The 20,843-nt window shown below is 33.4% G+C and carries 21 protein-coding genes; 16 read left to right on the forward strand and 5 right to left on the reverse strand.

The features are described 5' to 3' along the window. A partial coding sequence (locus ACYSNW_RS07220; RefSeq protein ID WP_461743811.1) for a pyridoxal-dependent decarboxylase occupies positions 1–338 on the reverse strand: 338 nt, incomplete at its 3' end. 547 nt (positions 339–885) lie between these two features. Between ACYSNW_RS07220 and ACYSNW_RS07225 the strand changes: the two genes are divergently transcribed. The 7 genes from ACYSNW_RS07225 (at position 886) to ACYSNW_RS07255 (ending at position 9,555) form a co-directional block, all read left to right on the forward strand. Beyond that, complete coding sequence (locus ACYSNW_RS07225) at positions 886–2,361, forward strand: helix-turn-helix domain-containing protein (RefSeq protein WP_461743812.1); 1,476 nt, start codon at positions 886–888, stop codon at positions 2,359–2,361. Positions 2,362–2,690: 329 nt separating this feature from the next. Continuing rightward, entirely contained in the window at positions 2,691–5,417 is a 2,727-nt protein-coding gene (locus ACYSNW_RS07230) for a sigma-54-dependent transcriptional regulator (protein WP_461743813.1), read from the forward strand. A 297-nt stretch (positions 5,418–5,714) separates the two neighbouring features. Further along, positions 5,715–6,065, forward strand: coding sequence for a PTS lactose/cellobiose transporter subunit IIA (locus tag ACYSNW_RS07235; protein WP_461743814.1), 351 nt, complete (start codon positions 5,715–5,717; stop codon positions 6,063–6,065). After that, a complete protein-coding gene (locus ACYSNW_RS07240) occupies positions 6,062–6,364 on the forward strand; it encodes a PTS sugar transporter subunit IIB (RefSeq protein ID WP_461743815.1) in 303 nt (100 codons plus the stop codon). The genes ACYSNW_RS07235 and ACYSNW_RS07240 overlap by 4 nt, the downstream gene beginning before the upstream one ends. A gap of 24 nt (positions 6,365–6,388) precedes the next feature. Further along, positions 6,389–7,714, forward strand: a complete 1,326-nt coding sequence (locus tag ACYSNW_RS07245; protein WP_461743816.1) for a PTS sugar transporter subunit IIC — start codon at positions 6,389–6,391, stop codon at positions 7,712–7,714. A 22-nt stretch (positions 7,715–7,736) separates the two neighbouring features. Next, positions 7,737–9,188: a glycoside hydrolase family 1 protein gene (locus ACYSNW_RS07250; protein ID WP_461743817.1), complete on the forward strand. Its 1,452-nt coding sequence runs from the start codon at positions 7,737–7,739 to the stop codon at positions 9,186–9,188. Between the two features lie 229 nt (positions 9,189–9,417). After that, on the forward strand, positions 9,418–9,555 hold the full coding sequence (locus ACYSNW_RS07255) for a hypothetical protein (protein WP_461743818.1): 138 nt from the start codon (positions 9,418–9,420) through the stop codon (positions 9,553–9,555). Positions 9,556–9,668: 113 nt separating this feature from the next. Here the strand turns inward: ACYSNW_RS07255 and ACYSNW_RS07260 are convergent, their stop codons facing one another. Beyond that, positions 9,669–10,370 carry a YoaK family protein gene (locus ACYSNW_RS07260; RefSeq protein ID WP_461743819.1) on the reverse strand — a complete coding sequence of 234 codons (702 nt, stop codon included), beginning with the start codon at positions 10,368–10,370 and terminating at the stop codon, positions 9,669–9,671. A gap of 449 nt (positions 10,371–10,819) precedes the next feature. Further along, positions 10,820–12,292 (reverse strand): ribosomal protection-like ABC-F family protein, encoded by a 1,473-nt coding sequence (gene abc-f, locus ACYSNW_RS07265; protein WP_461743820.1) that lies wholly within the window; start codon positions 12,290–12,292, stop codon positions 10,820–10,822. Positions 12,293–12,777: 485 nt separating this feature from the next. Here abc-f and ACYSNW_RS07270 point away from each other — a divergent pair, with 485 nt between their 5' ends. Beyond that, positions 12,778–13,533, forward strand: coding sequence for an alpha/beta fold hydrolase (locus tag ACYSNW_RS07270; RefSeq protein WP_461743821.1), 756 nt, complete (start codon positions 12,778–12,780; stop codon positions 13,531–13,533). Positions 13,534–13,637: 104 nt separating this feature from the next. On the opposite strand, the gene ACYSNW_RS07275 is transcribed toward ACYSNW_RS07270, so the two are convergent. Beyond that, the gene (locus tag ACYSNW_RS07275; RefSeq protein WP_461743822.1) at positions 13,638–13,919 is read right to left on the reverse strand and encodes a hypothetical protein; all 282 of its coding nucleotides are present in this window, start codon (positions 13,917–13,919) and stop codon (positions 13,638–13,640) included. Positions 13,920–14,009: 90 nt separating this feature from the next. On the opposite strand from ACYSNW_RS07275, the gene ACYSNW_RS07280 reads away from it, so the two are divergent. The 5 genes from ACYSNW_RS07280 (at position 14,010) to ACYSNW_RS07300 (ending at position 17,685) form a co-directional block, all read left to right on the forward strand. Then, positions 14,010–14,138, forward strand: coding sequence for a hypothetical protein (locus ACYSNW_RS07280; RefSeq protein WP_461743823.1), 129 nt, complete (start codon positions 14,010–14,012; stop codon positions 14,136–14,138). 920 nt (positions 14,139–15,058) lie between these two features. Next, positions 15,059–15,373, forward strand: coding sequence for a helix-turn-helix domain-containing protein (locus ACYSNW_RS07285; protein ID WP_461743824.1), 315 nt, complete (start codon positions 15,059–15,061; stop codon positions 15,371–15,373). Positions 15,374–15,553: 180 nt separating this feature from the next. After that, on the forward strand, positions 15,554–15,871 hold the full coding sequence (locus tag ACYSNW_RS07290; RefSeq protein ID WP_461744107.1) for an ArsR/SmtB family transcription factor: 318 nt from the start codon (positions 15,554–15,556) through the stop codon (positions 15,869–15,871). Positions 15,872–15,977: 106 nt separating this feature from the next. Then, positions 15,978–16,922 (forward strand): ABC transporter ATP-binding protein, encoded by a 945-nt coding sequence (locus tag ACYSNW_RS07295; RefSeq protein ID WP_461743825.1) that lies wholly within the window; start codon positions 15,978–15,980, stop codon positions 16,920–16,922. Further along, positions 16,915–17,685, forward strand: coding sequence for an ABC transporter permease (locus tag ACYSNW_RS07300; protein WP_461743826.1), 771 nt, complete (start codon positions 16,915–16,917; stop codon positions 17,683–17,685). The genes ACYSNW_RS07295 and ACYSNW_RS07300 overlap by 8 nt, the downstream gene beginning before the upstream one ends. 204 nt (positions 17,686–17,889) lie before the next feature. On the opposite strand, the gene ACYSNW_RS07305 is transcribed toward ACYSNW_RS07300, so the two are convergent. Next, positions 17,890–18,207, reverse strand: coding sequence for a hypothetical protein (locus ACYSNW_RS07305; RefSeq protein ID WP_461743827.1), 318 nt, complete (start codon positions 18,205–18,207; stop codon positions 17,890–17,892). Positions 18,208–18,434: 227 nt separating this feature from the next. On the opposite strand from ACYSNW_RS07305, the gene ACYSNW_RS07310 reads away from it, so the two are divergent. The 3 genes from ACYSNW_RS07310 (at position 18,435) to ACYSNW_RS07320 (ending at position 20,841) form a co-directional block, all read left to right on the forward strand. Next, positions 18,435–19,103 carry a response regulator transcription factor gene (locus ACYSNW_RS07310; RefSeq protein WP_461743828.1) on the forward strand — a complete coding sequence of 223 codons (669 nt, stop codon included), beginning with the start codon at positions 18,435–18,437 and terminating at the stop codon, positions 19,101–19,103. A gap of 84 nt (positions 19,104–19,187) precedes the next feature. After that, positions 19,188–20,102 (forward strand): ABC transporter ATP-binding protein, encoded by a 915-nt coding sequence (locus tag ACYSNW_RS07315; protein ID WP_461743829.1) that lies wholly within the window; start codon positions 19,188–19,190, stop codon positions 20,100–20,102. Next, the gene (locus ACYSNW_RS07320) at positions 20,095–20,841 is read left to right on the forward strand and encodes a hypothetical protein (protein WP_461743830.1); all 747 of its coding nucleotides are present in this window, start codon (positions 20,095–20,097) and stop codon (positions 20,839–20,841) included. Before ACYSNW_RS07315 ends, ACYSNW_RS07320 begins: the two co-directional genes overlap by 8 nt. The last annotated feature ends 2 nt before the right edge of the window (positions 20,842–20,843 follow it).

Consider the following 20,843-nt stretch of genomic DNA (forward strand, 5'->3'; position numbering starts at 1 on the left):
GATGTACCAATCATTTTATCCATATCAGGTGCATTCCATAAATCGGCGATAATATCTACACAGGCTTCTTCAATTGCGGCTGTACTTGGGTATTCTGATTTGTCGATCGCATTTTTTTCAAACGTTTCTGCCATTAACTGTTGTGCTTCAGGTTCCATATACGTTTGACAGAACGTTGCCATATTTTGGCGCGCATTTCCTTCATCAATTAATTGATCTTTCACTAAACGATACGCTAATTCTGAATCAACAGAATCCTTTCTTAATTTCTTTAAGATGACATTCTCACAAGCTTCAGTTGATCCAAAAATAGGTTGATTTGTATTTGATGTTGTCATTGTTAATTCCTCCAAAAGTTTTTTTGTTTTTTGTTTGTGAGATAAGAATATACGATTTTTACGTATCGAAAATAGTAACTTTTGTCTTTTGTTCCGACATATTTTTTGTTTCTTTTTTTAAAACAGTAAAAAAGGACGTTGGAAATTGATACATATTATAGAAAGAAAAAAGATGTGTTTTCTACAAATAAGAAAACTAATTGGGAAATAAAGGGAAGAAAAAACGAGTTGACGGATGTAAATATTCTGTTTGATGCAAAAAAAGAGGGATTATTGAAGTGAGTCATTTTTTTTAAAGACAAATATTTATCTTTTTTTTTAGAAAAATGCTAAAGTAACTATAAGAATATATAGAATAAATAATAAAAATAACTTAGCCTTTTTTGAAAACGATAGAGGTGAAAGGAAACATGATCAGTATGTCACTTGTTGTCGAAAGGTAACGTAAGTTTTTTAATCGCTATATTGATGGTTCTGTTGTTTTGAAATAGGCTCTAGTTTAGTAGCTAGTGAGATTCTGTACATAATTATAAAAGGGGCTTTTATTATGGAACAAGAAATTTTAGAGTTGCTTGATAAGAAAAATAAATTTTCATGCTTGATTATTGATTTCAGTCAAAGTGAGAATGATTGGTTGTCTGTGTATAGTTTGAGTTTGAGACTGGATTTAAACCAACGAAGTATTCAGCGATATATCCATGAATTAGAAGAAAAAATCGAGGAGTTTAACCTTGAAACAGGGGCAAACGTTAGTATTGAGTACAACAAATTTAAAGGAATTAAAATAGCGTATGGTACCAGTGCTGCGTTTAAGTTGAAAAATTATATTATTGATAATGATGATACGATTATGTTGTTGAATCAATTAATTTTTTCTAAAATTTCTTCTATTAAAAAATATTCAGAAGACAATTTTATCAGTGAATATTCATTAAAAAAATCAATCATCAGAATCGAAGAACTTTTAGCTGGCTTTCAGATTAAACTCTCTAAACATAAAACAATTTTTGAAGGTTTGGAAAGAAATATCCGAATGTTTATCTACATCTTTTTATGGACGCTGTATAAAGACTCTGAATGGCCGTTTGACTATATTTCTGAAGAAAAAATATATAACTCAGTAGATAACTCAGCTAAGAATGGACAATTAAGTTTTACTAGTATTAATAGAAAACAGATGGCCTATTTAATGAGTGTGAATCTACTAAGGAATAAAAAGAAATATTATATCAAAAAAGATGCGGAATGGGATAACTACGTCAACCTTGAAGCGATGAAAAAAGATCCCTTGATTATACAAGGGATGGAGAATTATCAGTATTATCTTGAGAATGATATTTATTTTCTATTACTGCTGATACAAATGAAGTATCGAATCTTTAAATCTGATTTACTCAGAGAAAGAATTTTTTCCTATCATCAAAAGAGGAATTCGGATGTTTATCTTATGACACAAGAGATGATGAACTTGTTTGAAGAGACATTCTTTGAAATTCCAGAAGAAAGAAAAGACGTTTTCTTTACGTATTCGTTTTGTGCCCACTTGTTTTGTCGGGTATTTAAAAGCATTCGTTTTGATATTGATGGCTATGATATTTTGGTTAAAAATGATACTTCACCAAAACTATTGGAAAAATTGAGTGATTTTTTAGATCAGTTAGCTGAGGAACATGATAGTCCAATATTTTTGGAAAAACCATTTTTAATAAGAAAATACTTTTTATTATTTTCTTATTTTAAAACTACGACAATATATGAGAAAAAAATAACTGTGGGCGTTGATTCAGATTTACCATTCTTTATTCGAGAAAACATTAAAAAAGATATCAAAAGAAATTTTGAGAACCGCTATAATTTAGAATTAGTAGAATCCGATGAGAAAGGAATTGATGTTATTTTAACGAATATGCCTTCTTTGCATGAAGAGGAAGACTATGTCTGTGTAATTAGTTACCCATTACAAAATAAAGAGTATCAGATGATTGAGCAAACGCTGGCTAATATTTTTAATGATAAGAGCTAGTTATAGTTTTATGAGTCGAATGATTAATGACTAATTTGCGTAGTAGCAGAATTGTGGATTAAAGTTAGTGTTTAAATCTGTTATAAAAAATAATTTAGTGTAAGTCGTATTTTGAACTGGAGGTTTGGTTTATTAAATTGGTCAGAGTTTTTTGAACCCTCTGATAAATTTAATAAACCGCCTTCTTTTTCTATTTTGAAGCAATAGGTTGTATTTCTTTTACACTGTAAATGAATAATGTTAGCGGTACCAGTATATAGCTTGAAGCATTCTAAAGTGGCATGCTATACTTCACTCAACTAAAACATTTATAGGAGGCAGATTGTATCATGGATCGTATACAGTTGGTGGAGAAAACACTAGAAAGGCTCTATCGTCAGCAAAAAAAAGGAATCACAGCCTCTGAAATAGCCAATGAAATCAATTTTGATCGTAGTAATATTTCTAGAGATTTGAACCAATTAGTACGAGAAAATAAATGTAAAAAAGTAAAGAGTCGCCCTGTTTTGTTTCTTCCTGTTCATTCTAATCAAGTGAAAGAAATGAAAGCGATACCGAAAAATAAAGATAATTTTATGATTAAAACAACCACTGATTTAGAAACCTTTTCAACAGTGAATCCAAGCCTTTTCCATCAAATCGAGCAAGGGAAAGCAGCCATTCTTTATCCACCAAATGGTATGCACACACTTATTTTAGGCGAAACGGGTGTAGGGAAAACGATGTTTGCGGAACTGCTCTATCATTACGCGATTGAAATCGGACGTTTAGCCAAAAGTAGTTCATTTATTCATTTTAATTGTGCTGATTATGCCAACAACCCTCAATTATTGATGGGCCATTTATTTGGACGGGTCAAAGGAGCTTATACTGGAGCAGATACCAATCAAAAAGGCTTGCTGAAACAAGCGCATGGAGGAATTTTATTTTTAGATGAAGTGCATCGTTTGCCGATAGAAGGACAAGAAATGCTCTTTTCATTTATTGATAAGGGAACCTTTAAGCCTTTGGGAGAGACTGAAAAAGAAGAACATTCTGATGCTATGCTAATCGCAGCAACGACAGAAGATAGCAAACATTTATTGCCCACATTTATTCGTAGGATTCCAATGATTATCACTCTACCTAATTTAAATGACCGAACACTAGAAGAGCGATTTCAGTTGCTCAATTTTTTTCTCAAAAAAGAAGTGTCGAAACTAGGAATGCAACTCCAAATGACCGTCAATGCCACGAAAGCTTTTTTAAGCTATTCCTGTGAAAATAATATCGGTCAATTTAAGGCAGATATCAAAATTGCTTGTGCCAAAGCCTATTCAAATTTTTTGACAGGAAAAGAAGACGCATTGCGAATCACAACCGCTAACTTACCAGAAAATATCAAGGAGGGGCTATTTGCGCAAACGGAACATCGAAAATTATGGGCTGTTTTTAGTCAAATTAATGAGCGCTTTTTTACGTACGAACCGACAGATAATGACGCTGAAGTAGTAGATAATTCATTGAATGTCTATCATATTATTAATCAACGCTATCGGGAGTTGGAAGAAGAAAATTTAAGTGTCGAGGCGATTCAACAAGCGATGGAAGAGGACTTGCGTCAATATTTTACGAAAGCATGGAAACAGTCTGAACAAAATAAACAACCAATCCATTTAAATTCAATCATTCCAGAAAACTTGCAGAAAATCATTCAAGAAATGATTGGATTTAGTGAAGAAAAACTGCAACGGAAATTAAGTACAAAAATTGTTCAAGCATTCTCTATCCATGTCTATAATCTAGTCGAGCGAATCAAAAATCGGCATCCAATCGAAAATCCTGAGTTAGCTCATATTCGAAAAATTTATCCAGATTTATTTCAAATTGCGACGGAAAGCCTGTTAATCTTAGCAAACTATTTGCAGGTTGAAATTCCAAAAGATGAAGCAGGTTATTTGGTTTTGTTTTTTACGTATGATGGGTTAGCGGATATAAAAAAACATACAACGGTTCAAGTAATTGTTATTGCGCATGGGGACCATACGGCAACTGCGTTATCTCAAACAGTAAACACCTTGCTAGGAAATAAAAATGTAATTGGAATCAATGCTCATTTAGATGAAAAACCAGAAAGTGTGTTGAAACGTCTGAAATATGATATTGCAGAAAAAGGTGGACAACAAGATGTCTTATTATTGGTCGATATGGGTAGTTTAATGACGTTTGCCAGTGAACTGATAGACGAATTCGAAATCAATGCCAAAGCCATTCCTTTGGTTAGTACGATGCACGTGATTGAAGCTAGTCGCAAAGCAATGCTGGGCTATTCCTTAGAGGAAGTATTTGAAGAAACGTTGCGTGTAAATGATTACTTAGGCTATGCATTTAAACATACGTCTGAAAAAGTAAGTTTATCCAATTCCAAAGGACAAAAACCATTGGCGATTTTATCGGTATGCTTAACGGGTGAAGGAACGGCATTAACGATTCAACAAATTCTGACCCAAGAACTGCAATTAAATCGAAAAGAAATCAAACTGATTCCATTAAATATTGTCGGGAAAGAAACCATTCAAATGAAAATCGAAGCCATTCAAAAGGAATATCGCGTGATCTGTATTGTTAGTTCCTTTCATATTCAAACAGCAATTAAGCAAATCGATTTATATCAAGTGATTAATGGCGTGGGATTAGAACTGATTGCGCAACAAATCGATGAAGAGATAGCTTATAAAAATATCGAATCAACGATTAGTAAGTATTATGACCTACCAAACTTACAAGAAATTATCGCACGAATCTATGTGTTTAATGATACAATTGAAGAACTTTTGAATACTAAGTTCCTTATCAGCAGCTTGATTGGCTTATCGTTTCATATTATCGGCATGATTTTAAAAGATCATAGAAAAGAAGTTATCAGCCCATTTGCAGATGCTGAAGGGATACTAGAAGTCAATCCGACTCATACCATGCGTATTCAAGAAACCTTTAAGCAACAGTTTAGTCCTTATTTCCATTCAATTACGAACGACCATTTGAATTATGTGGCGTATTCTTATTTAAAAAAATAATTCGCCTGAAATTAATAAATTGGTATTCGCAAAAATGCTTTTTGTTTTTGCGGATACCAACTTATTTTTTATCTGTGTATCTCTGATAAAAGGAAGAGAAATATAGGTGCGAACCAAATGAATTACACAGATAATACTTCATCCAGACTTTTTTGAACGACACAGATTACACAAAAAGCAAGACACAGATTGATAAGCCTATTATTTGTGTTAATTGATTGAAGCAAGCATGATGGTTGCAGACTTTATTTGTGTTGGCATGCTTTTTGCTACTATAAAGTCGAGGAGGTGTTAATTTTGTTGAAAACAGATAATGAACAAGAAATCATGCAGTTGATTGTAAATGGTGGCGATGCTAGATCAGGCTGCTTAAAAGCGATTCAAAAAGCCGAAGAAGGGGAGATAGAAGAAGCATTGATTTTGCTAGAAAATGCAAACGCTTCCTTGAACAAAGCGCATGAATCGCAAACTAAGCTGATTCAAAGTGAAATTCGTGGAGAAGGAGTCGAACTGAATTTATTAATGATTCACGCTCAAGATCACGTAATGAATGCTATGACGGTTCGCGATTTAGCGAAATATATTATCCATAATTGCCAGGAAATAAATCAGTTAAAAAAACAATTGAAAGAGAGTGAAGAAAAATGACAGTAAGAATTATGCTTGCTTGTGCTGGAGGCTTTTCAACAAGTATGTTAGTTGAACGGATGAAAGAAGCTGCTAAAAGTAAAGGAATAGACGTTACCATTGATGCAACAGCTGAAGGGAAATTGGATAAGATTATTGATCATGTAGATATTGTATTATTAGGGCCTCAAGTTGGGCATATGGAAGACTCTTTAAAGGCAAAATTTGTAGATAAACCGGTAAAAATAAGTACGATCACTTCGATCGATTATGGCATGATGAATGGGGAAAAAGTGTTAAATGATGCATTAGTATCTTGATAAAAAGAAAGGGGTAAAGGAATAATGGCAACTCAGGCGAATTTTCAGGTAAAGATGCAAAAAATAGCAGGCGTGATTCAAAGTAATAAATATGTTAGCTCAATCACCAACGGTTTAATGGCGGCGATGCCAATCACAATCATTGGTGCATTGGGAAGCTTGATAAACGGCTTACCAATCGAACCGTACCAAGCGTTTTTAAGAGATACAGGGTTGAAAGCGATTACGGCGATTCCAAACGAAATTACTACCAATTTACTTGCACTTTATGTGGCATTTTTGGTGGCTTCTAAATTTGCTGAAACCTATGATATTGATGGGATTCCGGCAGGGATCTTATCGTTGATGTCATTTTTGATTGTGACACCGTATAGTTTTGATACAGAAATAGCAACGTATGCGATTCAAGGTATACCTTCTAATTGGTTGGGCGGCTCAGGTATTTTTACAGCTTTTATTGTTTCTCTTATTACCGCTAAAATTTATACGACGTTTACTACGAAAGGTTGGGTCATTAGTATGCCTCCTGGGGTGCCACCAACTGTTGCGAAGTCATTTTCAGGGTTAGTTCCTGGCTTTGTAGTAGCAATTCTTTGGTTAGCTGTTCGTTTTGTTACAACTTTAACTCCAATGGGTGATATTCATACGGTTATTTTCTCATTGATTGCGACACCGTTAACCTCTTTAGGTGGTACGTTTGCAGCGATGTTGATTGCTATTATTTTGGCACATGTCCTTTGGGTTGTAGGAGTTCACGGAGCAATGGTAGTTTTCAGTGTCTTTACACCAATTTGGACACCACTGACTAATGCAAATTTGGCAGCTTATAATGTTGGGGCAGAAATTCCTAATATTATTTCGGGTGCACTTGTAATGCAAGTTCTATTTATGGGATCGGGCGCAACCTTAGGACTCGTTTTTTGGATGATGCGAGCAAAATCAGAACAGTATCGTGTTTTAGGAAAATTAGCGATTGTTCCCAATATTTGTGGAATCAATGAACCGATTATTTTTGGCTTACCGATTATTATGAACTTTACCTTAGCGATTCCATTTATTGTTACACCAGCAATTATGGTAACGTTAGCGTATATCGGTATGAGAACAGGAATTCTACCGTATTTACCAGGGCTTTCAGCGCCATTAGGAACACCTGCCATTTTGAGTGGATTACTAGCGGGCGGTTGGAAATGGGCCATTTTCCAAGCACTGATGATTGTTTTGAGTGCAGCAACTTACTATCCATTTTTTAAAACCGTAGATGCACAAGCATATCAAAAAGAACTTGAAGCAAAAAAAATAACAGAAGATGAAACAGCAAAAAACATCACTGTTGCTGTTGAAGCATAAATAAAAAAAGGAGCGAAAAAGAATGCAAACAAGATTTCCAGAAAACTTTTTATGGGGCGGCGCAACAGCAGCCAACCAGCTTGAAGGTGCTTTTTTAGAAGATGGAAAAGGGTGGTCAACGGCAGATACCGCTTTATATGTTGGGAAAGATGCAAGAGAAAAAATGTTATTAACAAATCCGGTGACAAAAGCCGATGTTGAATTTGCTATGGCGGATAAAGAAGGGATTTATCCTAAACGTTACGGCATCGATTTTTATCATCGTTACAAGGAAGATATTGCATTGTTTGCTGAAATGGGCTTTAAAACGTTCCGTCTATCTATTTCTTGGCCGAGAATTTTTCCGAATGGAGACGATAGTGAACCGAATGAAGCGGGATTAGCCTTTTATGATGCTGTTTTTGATGAGTGTTTAAAACATGGTATCGAACCGTTAGTGACCATTTCCCATTATGAATTTCCTCTAGGATTATCGTTTAAACAAAATGGCTGGCTTTCCCGTGATACAGTAGATTGCTTTGTTCACTATGCGGAAACATTATTTACTCGATATCAAGATAAGGTCAAGTATTGGTTGACTTTTAATGAAATCAATATTATCGGTATGACTGGCTATTTAAGTGGGGGGATTTTAGCTGATGATGTCGATAATATGTTAGAAGCACAATTTCAAGCAGCACATCATCAATTTTTAGCGAGTGCTTTAGCTGTGCAAAAATGCCATGAAATCATTCCCGATGCGAAAATTGGCTGTATGTTAGCAAGAATGGAAGCCTATCCTGAAACGAGCAACCCAGCCGATGTTTTGGAGAGCGTGATCATGGATCAAAATAATCTGTTCTATACGGATGTTCAAATCCGCGGATATTATCCAAGCTATATGAAAAAATTCTTCAAAGATCATCATATCGATATTAAGCAAGAACCAGAAGATGCTGAAATCCTTAAAGAAGGAACGGTTGATTTTCTATCGTTTAGTTATTATATGTCTATGATTGCTTCGGCGGATAAAGGGGATGCGGAAACAGGAGGAAATATTTTTGGTTCTAAGAAAAACCCATATCTTAAATCAAGCGAATGGGGCTGGCAAATCGATCCAATCGGTTTAAGAACAACGATGAAAAAAATGTACGACCGTTACCAAATCCCATTATTTATTGTAGAAAATGGCTTAGGCGCAGAAGATATTGTTGAGGAAGATGGTAGCATTCATGATGACTATCGTATTGACTATTTAAGAGCGCATATTGAGCAAATGGCCTTAGCGATCGAAGAGGGCGTAGAAATCATGGGTTATACACCTTGGGGTTGTATTGATTTGATCAGTGCTAGTACAAGTGAAATGTCTAAACGTTACGGGTTTATTTACGTTGATTTAGATGATGAAGGAAACGGAACATTAGAACGTAGCCGTAAAGATTCGTTTGAGTGGTATAAAAAAGTGATTGCATCCAATGGAGCTGATTTAGCGTAAGTCGATCGATTATTGGTAGCATAAATAAAAGTATGGGATAAGGGGAAAGAAACCTTATCCCATACTTTTTTTTGAAGAAGTGGTTTCATGGGTATGAATAGGGTATACAGTGTGATTGGGACAAGGCGAAATTGAATAAATTTAGCTGACTAATAAAGAAAAAACGATTGTTGCCTGCTGATGAATCAAAAGTCGATGAAAGAATTGCTAATAGAAAGTAGAACATACTGTGAATTCAAAAAATTCAAAAGAAAAAATACTAGAAATCATTAAAAAGAAACAAGGTGGCGGTAACTCAAAACAAATGGAGACGCAAAAAAACAATCGTAAAAACATGCATAAAGAACCAAAGATTTTTAATAAGTAAGGTATTGATAATTTTTTTTATAAATGATAAGCATTAAGTAGGATCGCCAGTTGTAAAACTTGCTGATGTTTCTGAGGGAACTGCTTTTGCTCAGTTTTTGAAATGAAAGGTCTTCAACTGATTAAATGATTACTAGATAATTTTTTTGCTTGAAAAATTTCAATAGAAAATGAAAGTAAAAAGGTGATAGCAGGTAACCAAATGGAATAGCTTCCCAAAAAAATATCAATAAAAGCTAATGAAAATGCCCCAACAAGAAAAGCTAAAACGACTAATGTATAATTTTGTGCATTGCGTTTTGCTTTAGAGGGTATTTCTTTTGAGTTAAAATGTAGATACCACTCATATAACATTTTGCGGAAGTTTCCAGATGTCATCATAATAGTATAAGGATTGTCTTCAACCTTACTTCCAGTAAAAGTTAACATAAGTAAACCCGTGCCAAAAGCAAGAACACCAATTTTAATCAAGTAAAATTGTTCGGGAAATAGCGGCACCATGAAACTAGTAATAATGACAGGTAACATTGTATAGCAACGCCAATATAAGCTGAAATTATTATGTTTAACCCAAATACCAATTAAAAATCCTACAGTGAATATAACTATGGATAGTGTTTTGGGTAACATTTGAGACCAATCTTTTTGAGATAAATTTGAAGCTAGCAATACCACATTTCCTGTTTGTGTTGCGACTAAACCGTGAAAATAGTTGTGTGAATAAACATCAATAGCTCCACCAGAAAAGGCCATTAGAATAGCGAATAAGCGACTAGTATTAGTAATTGAGGGGTGGGTATGAAGAAACTTAAACATATGAGGCTCCTTAATAAAATTTCGATAGTAACCATTATAGTGCAGTATCTTCAAATTATCCATTCTTATGATTCGTACTGTTTGTGAATAAAAAAGAAATTATTCTCGTATTTCGATTTACAAAAAGAGTTTGGGACAAAGCGGTTAGCTCCGAGAACCGAGTAGGTATTGTGCAACATCAGCTTGTTTCATTTTCTGTGTTTTAAAACAATTTCGGCTTATTTCTCGGAGCTGCTTTTGTACCACCGTTTATCAGGTCATAAAACAATCGCTTAGAATTGAGCAATTGGACGAACCAGTAGTTATTGCGTTTTTTGCAATGAATGATGGTTAGGAAATTGCCGAGATTCTGATTGTTTTATGCCGTTTGTTCGGTTTTAAGAGATAAAACAAAAGTGCTTTTTACTTTATCTTACCCACTTTTGTACGCTGACAAAAAAATTGAATAACTAATTAATTAGTTGCTTTAACTGGCAATCTTCAATTTTATACACTATTTCAGCGATATTTTTTATAAAATAAGAATCGTGCGACGTAACTATTACTGTTCCGTTATATGCTTTTATCAATTTTTCTAATGCTTCTATAGTTTTTAAATCTATAAAATTAGTAGGTTCGTCCAGGATCAATATATTTGATTTTTGAGTGAAAAGTATTGCAATTTGCACTCTTGTAGATTCTCCACCACTTAGATTTTTAATCGATTTTAGAACTTCTGATTGAGAAAAACCTAAATTATTCAAGATGCTTCTAACTATTGATTCTGGATATTCTGTTTGATTCATCAAATAATTTAGAACAGATAGGTCATCAAATATTTTGTAAGACATTTGGTGATACGTAGAAAAAATTACTTTAGATGATACGATTATTCCCTCTTCTTCATTTAAAATACTATTTAAAAGGGAAGATTTGCCGACCCCGTTGTCCCCGATGATTGCTATCTTCTTTCCTAATGGAAATTGAAAGTTACATTTATCAAACAAAACTTTTTCGCCCTTTTTTAGATAAAAATCATCTCCCCTGATTGGAAATTTATTATGCAATTCTGTGGTTTTACTAAGTGGAAAAATGATGTTATTTTGAGCCGATATTTCTTCTATATTCCCTAATTGTTGTAAACGACTTTCCATTGCTTTTGCAGATTTTTGTAAGTTTTTTTGAACGGTATCTTTTTGTTTAGACGATGAAAGTCTGTCTGGTCTAATACGTTGATTTTTCTTTCTATTTGAAATGTTGCTACTTTTCTCAGCTTGCTCTTTCTTTTTCTTAATAGCACTCTCTAACCGTTTTTTTTCTTTCAGGAATTGCTCATTACTATTTTCTATTTCTAACAGTTTCATCTTTTTCTGTTCCAAGTAATCATCATAGTTACCTTCGTACTCATAAACCATTCCATCTTCAATTTCCCACACTTTGGTTGCTAATTGATTGATAAAAAAACGATTATGACTGACAAATATTAGCGTACCATAATGATCGTTCAATTCATCAATTAAGACCTTGATACTTCTATTGTCCAAATGAGTAGTAGGTTCGTCTAATAATAATCCCATTGAATAATTGGATAGTAGCTGTGTTAAGCGATATTTAATTTCTTCTCCGCCACTTAATGTGTCTATTTTATTTTTAGGAACTGAAAAATTATTTAGTAACTTCCAATCTATAGAGTCTGTATCCATTCGTTCTTCAACTTCAGCTATTTGTTCAAACAAATTAAAATCAATCTCTTTTTGAACGATTCCCGAATCTGGTTTTATCGTTCCAGCAATGATCTCTAATAAAGTTGATTTGCCTTGTCCGTTTGCTCCAATTATTGCTATACGCTCTCCGTTGTAAGCTAGTAGATTTTCAATAGACAAAATATTTTTTGTTCCATATTTTTTAGTAATATTACTTAGTTTTATTGTTAAAGTTTCCATTGTATCTTCTCCTTTTGTACTAGATAAAAGGAAAAAAGTATAGCAAAAAAAGACCTAGAAAATTCCTACGTCTCGCCATTTCACTTGATTATTTTTACATAGAAAAGTATATACTCATCCCTTGAAATTGCTTTACCTAGAATTTTGAATTTTTATTAAATTATTTATTCAAAACTTTATTACGCAATTTCATAGATGCTGTCATTACTTTTCCTCCTTGTTCAGTCATTTTATTAAAACAATTTTATCATAAAAAAAGTGAATGCTAAAGGATTTCACCTTAATTCTTTTACACTACTCAACAACTAGGTATAATAGAGAATATGTGAATCTAATTGCTGAGCAATATAAGAGTAAAGTAAGAATTTTGAAAATAATATTGAGTAGAAAGATAAGGTATTACTCTAGAATACTCTCGAATTGATCATGATTATAACTATAATTATTGAAAGAATCTATCAAATAATGAAATAAGGATGATTTATATGAAAGTAATTGAGTATGGTAAAGAAAATGAAAAAGTGGCTATTTTTATACATGGTGGCGGGTTATCCTGGTGGAGTTTTAGGGCTGTCGCAGAAAAACTTCAAAATGAGTACCATGTAGTATTGCCAGTTTTAGATGGACACGCAGATAGCGATAGTCATTTTGTGAGTATAGCAGACAATGCACGAGAGCTAATAGAGTATATTTCTGAAAGATGGGGTAATCGTGTTTTTTTAATAGCAGGACTATCTCTTGGCGCTCAAATTTTGCTAGAAATACTTGCTCAAAAAAGTGACATTTGTGAGTATGCAATAATAGAAAGCGCACTGATTAAACCAATGAAACTTTTTAATACTTTTATAGCACCAAGTATTTCAATTAGTTATAAACTAATAAAGAAACCATGGTTTGCAAAACTACAGTTCAAGGAGTTGAAATTGCCCCCAGAACTTTTTGAAGAATATTATAAAGATAGTTGTAAAATAAGTAAAACAGATATGATTTCTTTTTTAAAAGCAAATGCTTCATACACGCCTAAAAAAGAGCTTGGATTAACAAAAGCAAAATGCCTAATTTTAGCGGGCGGGAAAGAAAATCGAGGAATTTTAGAATCTGCGCAAGAATTAACACAAATCATCCCTACAAATGAATGTATTATCTTTCCTGAACTGTATCACGGACAAGCAAGCATTTCATATCCAGATATGTATGTCGATGTTTTACATAAATTTATAGAGACTAAAGGAATTTCATAATTTGCGAGTAAATAAAGTCTTATAAATGAGAAAAAAAACTGAAATCTGGTTGTTTAACTAGTCAGTTACCATTACAATAATCTCGATTATACTAAGCTAAAATCCTATTGAACTGTCAGTGTCAATTTTTTTATTTTTGGCATAGAACTTAAATCAATTTGAGTAGTGCCATCGTATTTTAAAGAATTGTCATCTGAGATTCTTTTTTTGTATAAATTGATAGTCGCTTCTCCACCACCTCCATCTGCAAAGTAACCATAGTAACCACTTTGAACTGTAACTATTTTGATAGTAAAATTCAATGATTGAACAAAAATCATTGGTTTCAACTTGACGAATAAGGTATACTTTGTAATTGGGATGTTAGGAACACGTACCGAGATCATTCAAATCATACTGAACTAAATCATGTATATAGAAGACTTGCGTTCATTAGTGGTAGCTGTGAAATCAATTGATAGAAGGTGGTGGAACATATGAATTCAAAAGAAAAAATGTTAGAGATTATTAAAAAGAAACAAGGTGGCGGCAGATCAAAAAAAATGGAGACGCCAAAAAACGATCGCAAAAACATGCGTAAAGGACCGAAAATTTTTAATAAGTAAATTTAATTATATCACTTTTGTTTTTTTGATCAAAAGATAAAAAAAGTTTTGTTTATGTTATAATAAAATTGCTGTCTCCTTTAAGTTGAAATTATCAGCTAGTAAGGAGGTGTTGTTCATGCAACTTTTACTTAAGCTTATACTTGGAGTTCTGATTAGTGTGATTGCCCATCATATTAATAAATGGCTAGACTCTAAGTTTCGAAAAGACAGTTAGCCTCACGCTTGATAGATTGAACAAGTGAAAAAAGAAAAGAGTCAGTACGGTTGCCCCCGTCTGACTCTTTTTGGTTGTTGTTATGCAACTTTTACTTGTGAGTAAATTATACCATTCTTTGAGTGGTTTTTCAAATCTTGTTAATAGTTTCCGATTTTTTGTAAATACGAGTATATTTGTAACCAATGTTACTAAAATCACAGCCGCACTTTTTGCTTTGCTTTCAATTGCTTAATTTGTGTTTCTAAATTACTTGTATTAACAATAAAGTCGTTAAAAAAAGCGTGAAAAAGATGTGAATTGGCATGGAATTCTTTAGTGATTTTTTTCTTATTCAAGGGAAATTCATTATGGTCGAAAAAATGATCAAGCAGTTTAAGTGATTCTGTCCAAGAGCAAAGCTGCTCAAAAGATTCACTTAGCAGGGATATATCATAATAAGAGATTTCTTTGATTGGTTGCTTGTTTTTTGTTAATAAATTCGTTCTCTTTGTTTGTTATGTCATTGTGTTGTCTCCTTTTTGTGTGATTTTCATTCTTTTAGGCACTTTAAAAAACGTCCTTTTTTAAATTGTAAACTCTTTTATGGTGTATATCAATGCAAAAACCTGTTTTAAGGTTCTTTTTATAAAAATAATCCTTTTTTAAAAGGCGTTTTAGCGTTGGGATGGTGTAAAATTATAGTATGGGAAGGTGAGAAGATATGCATGAATCTGATTTAAATAATTTCATCGCTGAAAAATTGAATTATTTTCGTACTAAAAAGAATGTGAGTGCAAGGGAAATGAGTTTAGCTATCGGACAAGGTAGGAATTATATAAACTCTATTGAAAATAAGCGCTCAATGCCTTCCATCCAAATGCTTTACATTATTTGCGATTACTTGGAAATTCCAGTAAATGAATTTCTCAATGAGACAAAAACAAAAGAATACTACTTAAAAGAAATCAATAAAAAATTGCAAACGTTTGAAAATGAACAATTAGAGGCTATTCTAGCCATGTTGAATGCTTTATAAAACTAAAAAAATTGAGAAAGCTGAATCCTCTGAGTTCTCAGTTTTTTGATTTTATTTTAACGAAGTAAATGAGGAAAATAAGAAAATTCTCACTTAAAGTATAATTGGTCTTGACTTTATATTGATGAAGGTCTATCTTTTATATAGACGAATATCTATGTAAGAGAGGTCATTAAAATGATGGATTATGAAAAAACTTCGGTAATTCTTAAGGCAATGGCAGATCCTAATCGAATGAAAATTATTGATCTTCTTTCAAATGGAGATCTTTGTGCATGTGAAGTGTTGAAGCATTTTGATTTTACCCAACCGACACTTTCTCATCACATGAAAGTGTTAGAAAAAGCCGGAATCATTTCGGTAAGTAAAAAAAGTCAGTGGCACTATTATGGATTAAATGATGCGTTTGTCGCGGAATTTATGCATTTTATGACAAAGTTACTCTCTTCAGACGGCAAGGACTATCGTTGTCAAAAGGAAAAAACGACGGATGGCTGATTAAACAGGTATCTGTTATACATAGTAAAAGTAAAAAGTTACATGCAAAAATTATTAATACGCATGAAAATATAAAAAAGTAGGATGATAAGGAGAATAGAATTAAATGACCTATGCACTAGAAATAAAAGATTTAAAAAAAGTATATGCTACAGGCGTCGAAGCGTTACGAGGAATTGATTTAACGGTTGAAGAAGGAGATTTTTATGCTCTTTTAGGACCGAATGGCGCAGGAAAGTCAACAACCATCGGGATTACTACATCGTTGGTCAATAAAACTTCAGGCAAAGTGAACGTTTTTGGTTATGATTTAGATACGAATTTGGTCCAAGCGAAGCAACAAATCGGCTTGGTTCCGCAAGAATTTAACTTCAATCCGTTTGAAACCGTGCAACAAATTGTTGTCAATCAAGCGGGTTATTATGGTGTGCCTCGAAAAGAAGCGTTGAAACGTAGTGAAAAATATTTGAAGCAATCCAACCTTTGGGAAAAACGAAATGAGCGCGCTCGGATGCTTTCTGGTGGGATGAAACGTCGCTTAATGATTGCACGTGCGTTGATGCATGAGCCTCGGTTATTGATCTTGGATGAACCGACAGCTGGTGTCGATATTGAATTGAGACGTGAAATGTGGAGCTTTTTAAGAGAGTTAAACAATAATGGAACAACAATCATTTTGACCACTCACTATCTAGAAGAAGCAGAGATGCTTTGTCGAAATATCGGGATTATCCAAGCTGGTGAATTGATTGAAAATACCAGTATGAAAGCTCTGCTAGCTAAACTTCAATATGAAACCTTCCTCTTCGACTTAGAAACGTTTGAAACGGAACCAGAAATTAACGGCTACCAAAGTTTCTTTGAAAATGAAGGCACGCTTGCTGTTGAAGTGGAACGAAACCAAGGAATCAATGAAATCTTTGATCAGCTTAGTAAGCAAGGAATCAAGGTTCTTTCCATGCGGAATAAATCCAATCGACTAGAAGAACTATTCCTAAAAATCACAGAAGAAAAACATGAAAATCAGCAAGTGGAGGAAAAAAATGTCTAATCTTTATTTTACAGCGTTAAAAAGTCTGGCAGTCAAAGAAACGAATCGCTATATGCGTATTTGGATTCAAACCTTAGTCCCACCAGTAATCACGACATCACTGTATTTTGTTATTTTTGGTAATTTGATTGGCGGACGAATCGGTGAGATGGACGGGTTCAGCTATATGGAATTTATTGTCCCTGGTTTGATTATGATGTCGGTTATTACAAGCTCTTATTCCAATGTTGCATCCTCGTTTTTCTCACAAAAATTTCAAAAGAATATTGAAGAATTATTAATTGCTCCTGTGCCGACGCATGTAATCATCTGTGGTTTTGTAATCGGCGGCTTGGGAAGAAGTATCTTGGTGGGCGCATTAGTTACAATTATTTCTTTGTTCTTTGTCCCATTACATGTCTATTCTTGGGTCATTGTAATTGTTACTTTATTAATGACAGCGACTTTATTTTCTTTAGCAGGTTTGCTAAATGGAATTTTTGCTCAATCGTTTGATGACGTTTCAATTGTACCAACGTTTGTTTTACAACCATTGACATATTTGGGTGGCGTTTTTTATGCAATTTCAATGTTACCGCCATTTTGGCAAGCTGTGTCAAAAATCAATCCGATTGTTTATATGATTTCTGGTTTTCGCTATGGTTTCTTAGGAACGATTGATGTACCAATTGCTTTTTCAATGACAATTTTGATTTTGTTTATTGTGGTTCTTTATAGTGTATGTTGGTATTTAATCGATAGAGGTCGCGGGTTAAGAAGTTAAAGTTAGTATAAAAAGGAGGTTGGGACAGAAGTGTTTAACTCCAAGAAATAAGCGACAAATCACGAAAATTGTTTTTCAAATTTTTGTGATTTGTCGCTTATTTCCGTAGGAGTTGCTTCTGCTCCCACCGTTTATTCGTTTTTAGGACATTAAACAAAAGTGTTCTTTACTTTTGTCTCACCCACCTTTTTTTGCAGCTAATGATTATAGAAAAAAGACAATAAGCATATCGGAGAATCGATGTGCTTGATCAAAAAAAGTCTCTTTCATAACATCCGTTAACCAATCGTATTGAATTTGTTTGATTAATGTTTGTTGCAGTTCTTTGATTAGTACAGTTTCTGGGACGTTTCCTGCTTCAAACTCATCAAAGCAATCCAATAACTTCATATTATGATGGGATTCAAAACGGTAAATATGTCCTCTTTCAATATAAAAAAAGCGGTCATCGATTAGGCAAACAAAACGCTGTTCTCTTTGATCAACGAGAGTGAGTAAGTTTTTTTCGGTTATTTTTTTCATTAGGAAGCAAGCTCCTTTCAAGCTATCAAGAATTCTAGTTTATTTTAATATACAAAATCCAGATATGCTACTAGATAGGGCAAATTAAATTTTATGCTTTTGTCAGGATTGAAGTATCTCTTTTAATTTTTTCTATTTTTGTTCAGCTGAGTTTGATATGATTAAAAAATAGGCTAGTTAAAATGAATGTGGAAAGATAAGAAAATGAAAAAAGGTGGAATGGGAAAATGAAAAAGATGTTGATAGTCGAAGATGATCCAACCATCAATACTTTACTTAGAGAAATTTTTGAGCAACAATCATTTTTGATTACAAGTGCTTTTTCGGGGACAGAAGCGTTACTACTGATCAAGCAACAACGTTTTGATATTGTTCTTTTGGATTTGATGCTTCCTGGAATGACCGGAGAAGTTTTTCTGAAAGAATTTCGGGATGTTCAACAAACACCTGTCATTATTGTATCGGCCAAAAGTGAAGTGATGGATAAAGTTAGTGTTTTGCGATTAGGTGCGGATGATTTTATTACAAAACCCTTTGCTAAAGAGGAATTGATTGCCAGAGTTGAAGTCCAATTACGTAAAAAGCAAGTGGAACAGGTAGAAGCAACCCTTTCTTGGCGTGATCTTTCTATTGATATAAAAAAACATATGCTTTTCATTCAGCAACAACCGCTACAAGTGACCAATGCTGAATTTGATATCTTACGTCTTTTTTTGGAAGCACCTGAACAAGTTTTTTCTAAGAAACAAATTTATGAGAAAATTTGGAATGACACCTATTATGGGGACGATAATACGGTAGGCGTTCATATTTCGAACTTACGGAAGAAATTAGCAAATTATACGACGGATGAATATATTAAAACCGTTTGGGGCATAGGTTTTATGTTGGTTTGAATAAACTTTATGATTTCTTTATGATTCGTTTAAAGGAACTTAATCTCTTTTTCTATATGATTAGGATAACAAGGAGGGGTTAACATGAACATAATCCAAACAGAAAATTTAACGAAAAAATTTAACGATTTTACTTCATTAAATAAGGTTAATTTAACTATTGAAGAAGGGGAAATTTGTGCAATCGTCGGGAAAAATGGGGCAGGGAAATCAACCTTATTTAAATTAATTGCGAACCGTTTTTTTCCAACAGAAGGTTCGGTTCAACTTTTTGAAACAAGTACAGCAAATCGGCAACAAGTTTTACCGAAAATTAGTTTTATGATTGAAAGCTTAAGTTTTTTTGAAGATTTTACTGCGAAACAAAATTTGGACTACTATCGTTTGCAAGAAGGTGTGACAGATAAAAAACGAGTAGCAGAAGTGCTGGAAATCGTTGGTCTAGCAAATGTAGGCAAGAAAAAATTTAACGAGTTTTCATTAGGAATGAAACAACGCTTAGGTATTGCGTTGGCTCTTTTACCAAATCCTGATTGTATTATTTTAGATGAACCTACGAATGGGTTAGATGCACAAGGAATTACGGAAATTAGACAATTACTACAACGATTAAATCAAGAACATGGTGTGACCTTAGTGATTTCAAGTCATATTTTATCAGAACTGCAATTATTGGCAACGCGCTTTGTTTTTATCAATGAGGGACAAATTATTGCTGATTTATCACAAGCTGAATTACAAAATAAAGCCTCTAAAAAAGTAAGTTTACAGGTAAATGAGCCTGCTAAAACAGCTCAATTATTGGAAAGAAATTTTCCCGACATTCATTATCATGTAATGCCAGATAAAACATTTCAAATTTTTAATTATCTGACTGAGCGTGATCAAATCAACCGTTTATTAGTTCAAAATGAAGTGTTGGTCATTGAACTTCATTTAGAAGAAGGAACGTTGGAAAATTATTTCTTAGAGTTGGTAGGAGGAAAAGGGAATGAGTAATTATATTTTGAGTGACTTTTATCGTTTGATACGTATGAGAATAGTTTATGTATTAGTGATCGGTTCAATCGGCTTAATGGGAGCACTTGCGATGGTTTTGAAAATTTTTAAAGAACAAGATACGTCATTTCGCTATGCGACTGATTCTTATTATTACGGAAACGTTTTAGGTCTATCGTTGCTTTTATTATTTGTAGCATTTATGTTTACATCATTTTTAACTAGAAAAAACCAAAATATGATTGGTCAAGCAATTTCCTTTGGTTATAGTCGCAAGCAGATTTTTTGGGGTAAATTTTTATTGCAATTGGGTGTTTTTTCACTTTTTTGTTTAGTATCAATGCTCTTTTTGGTTGGTTTAGGTCAAACACTTCTACCACATGAAGATCAAGTATTAAACAATTTTTTATTAGCTCTTAGTAATATGGCGCCGATTATTTTGGCTGGATTTTGTATTAGCTACATCTTGAATTTACTTGGTGTGCGAGAAACAGTTTCAATTGTCTTATTGCTAGTTGTATTTAATTTGATTGGAAAGTTAGGATTAGTGGTATTTAAAGTATTTCCTGCACTAAAGTTTCTAAATGATTATTTGCCTAATGTTTTATTAAGTAATAACCTCAACGATTTTATGGAATTATCGGTCCGGTTTGATGGAACAATGTGGGCAGTTGGATTAGGGATTGCAGTTATTTCATTAGCGATTGGAAGCTATCAATTCAATAAAAAAGATATCTAATT

It is taken from the genome of Enterococcus sp. LJL99, assembly GCF_054871725.1.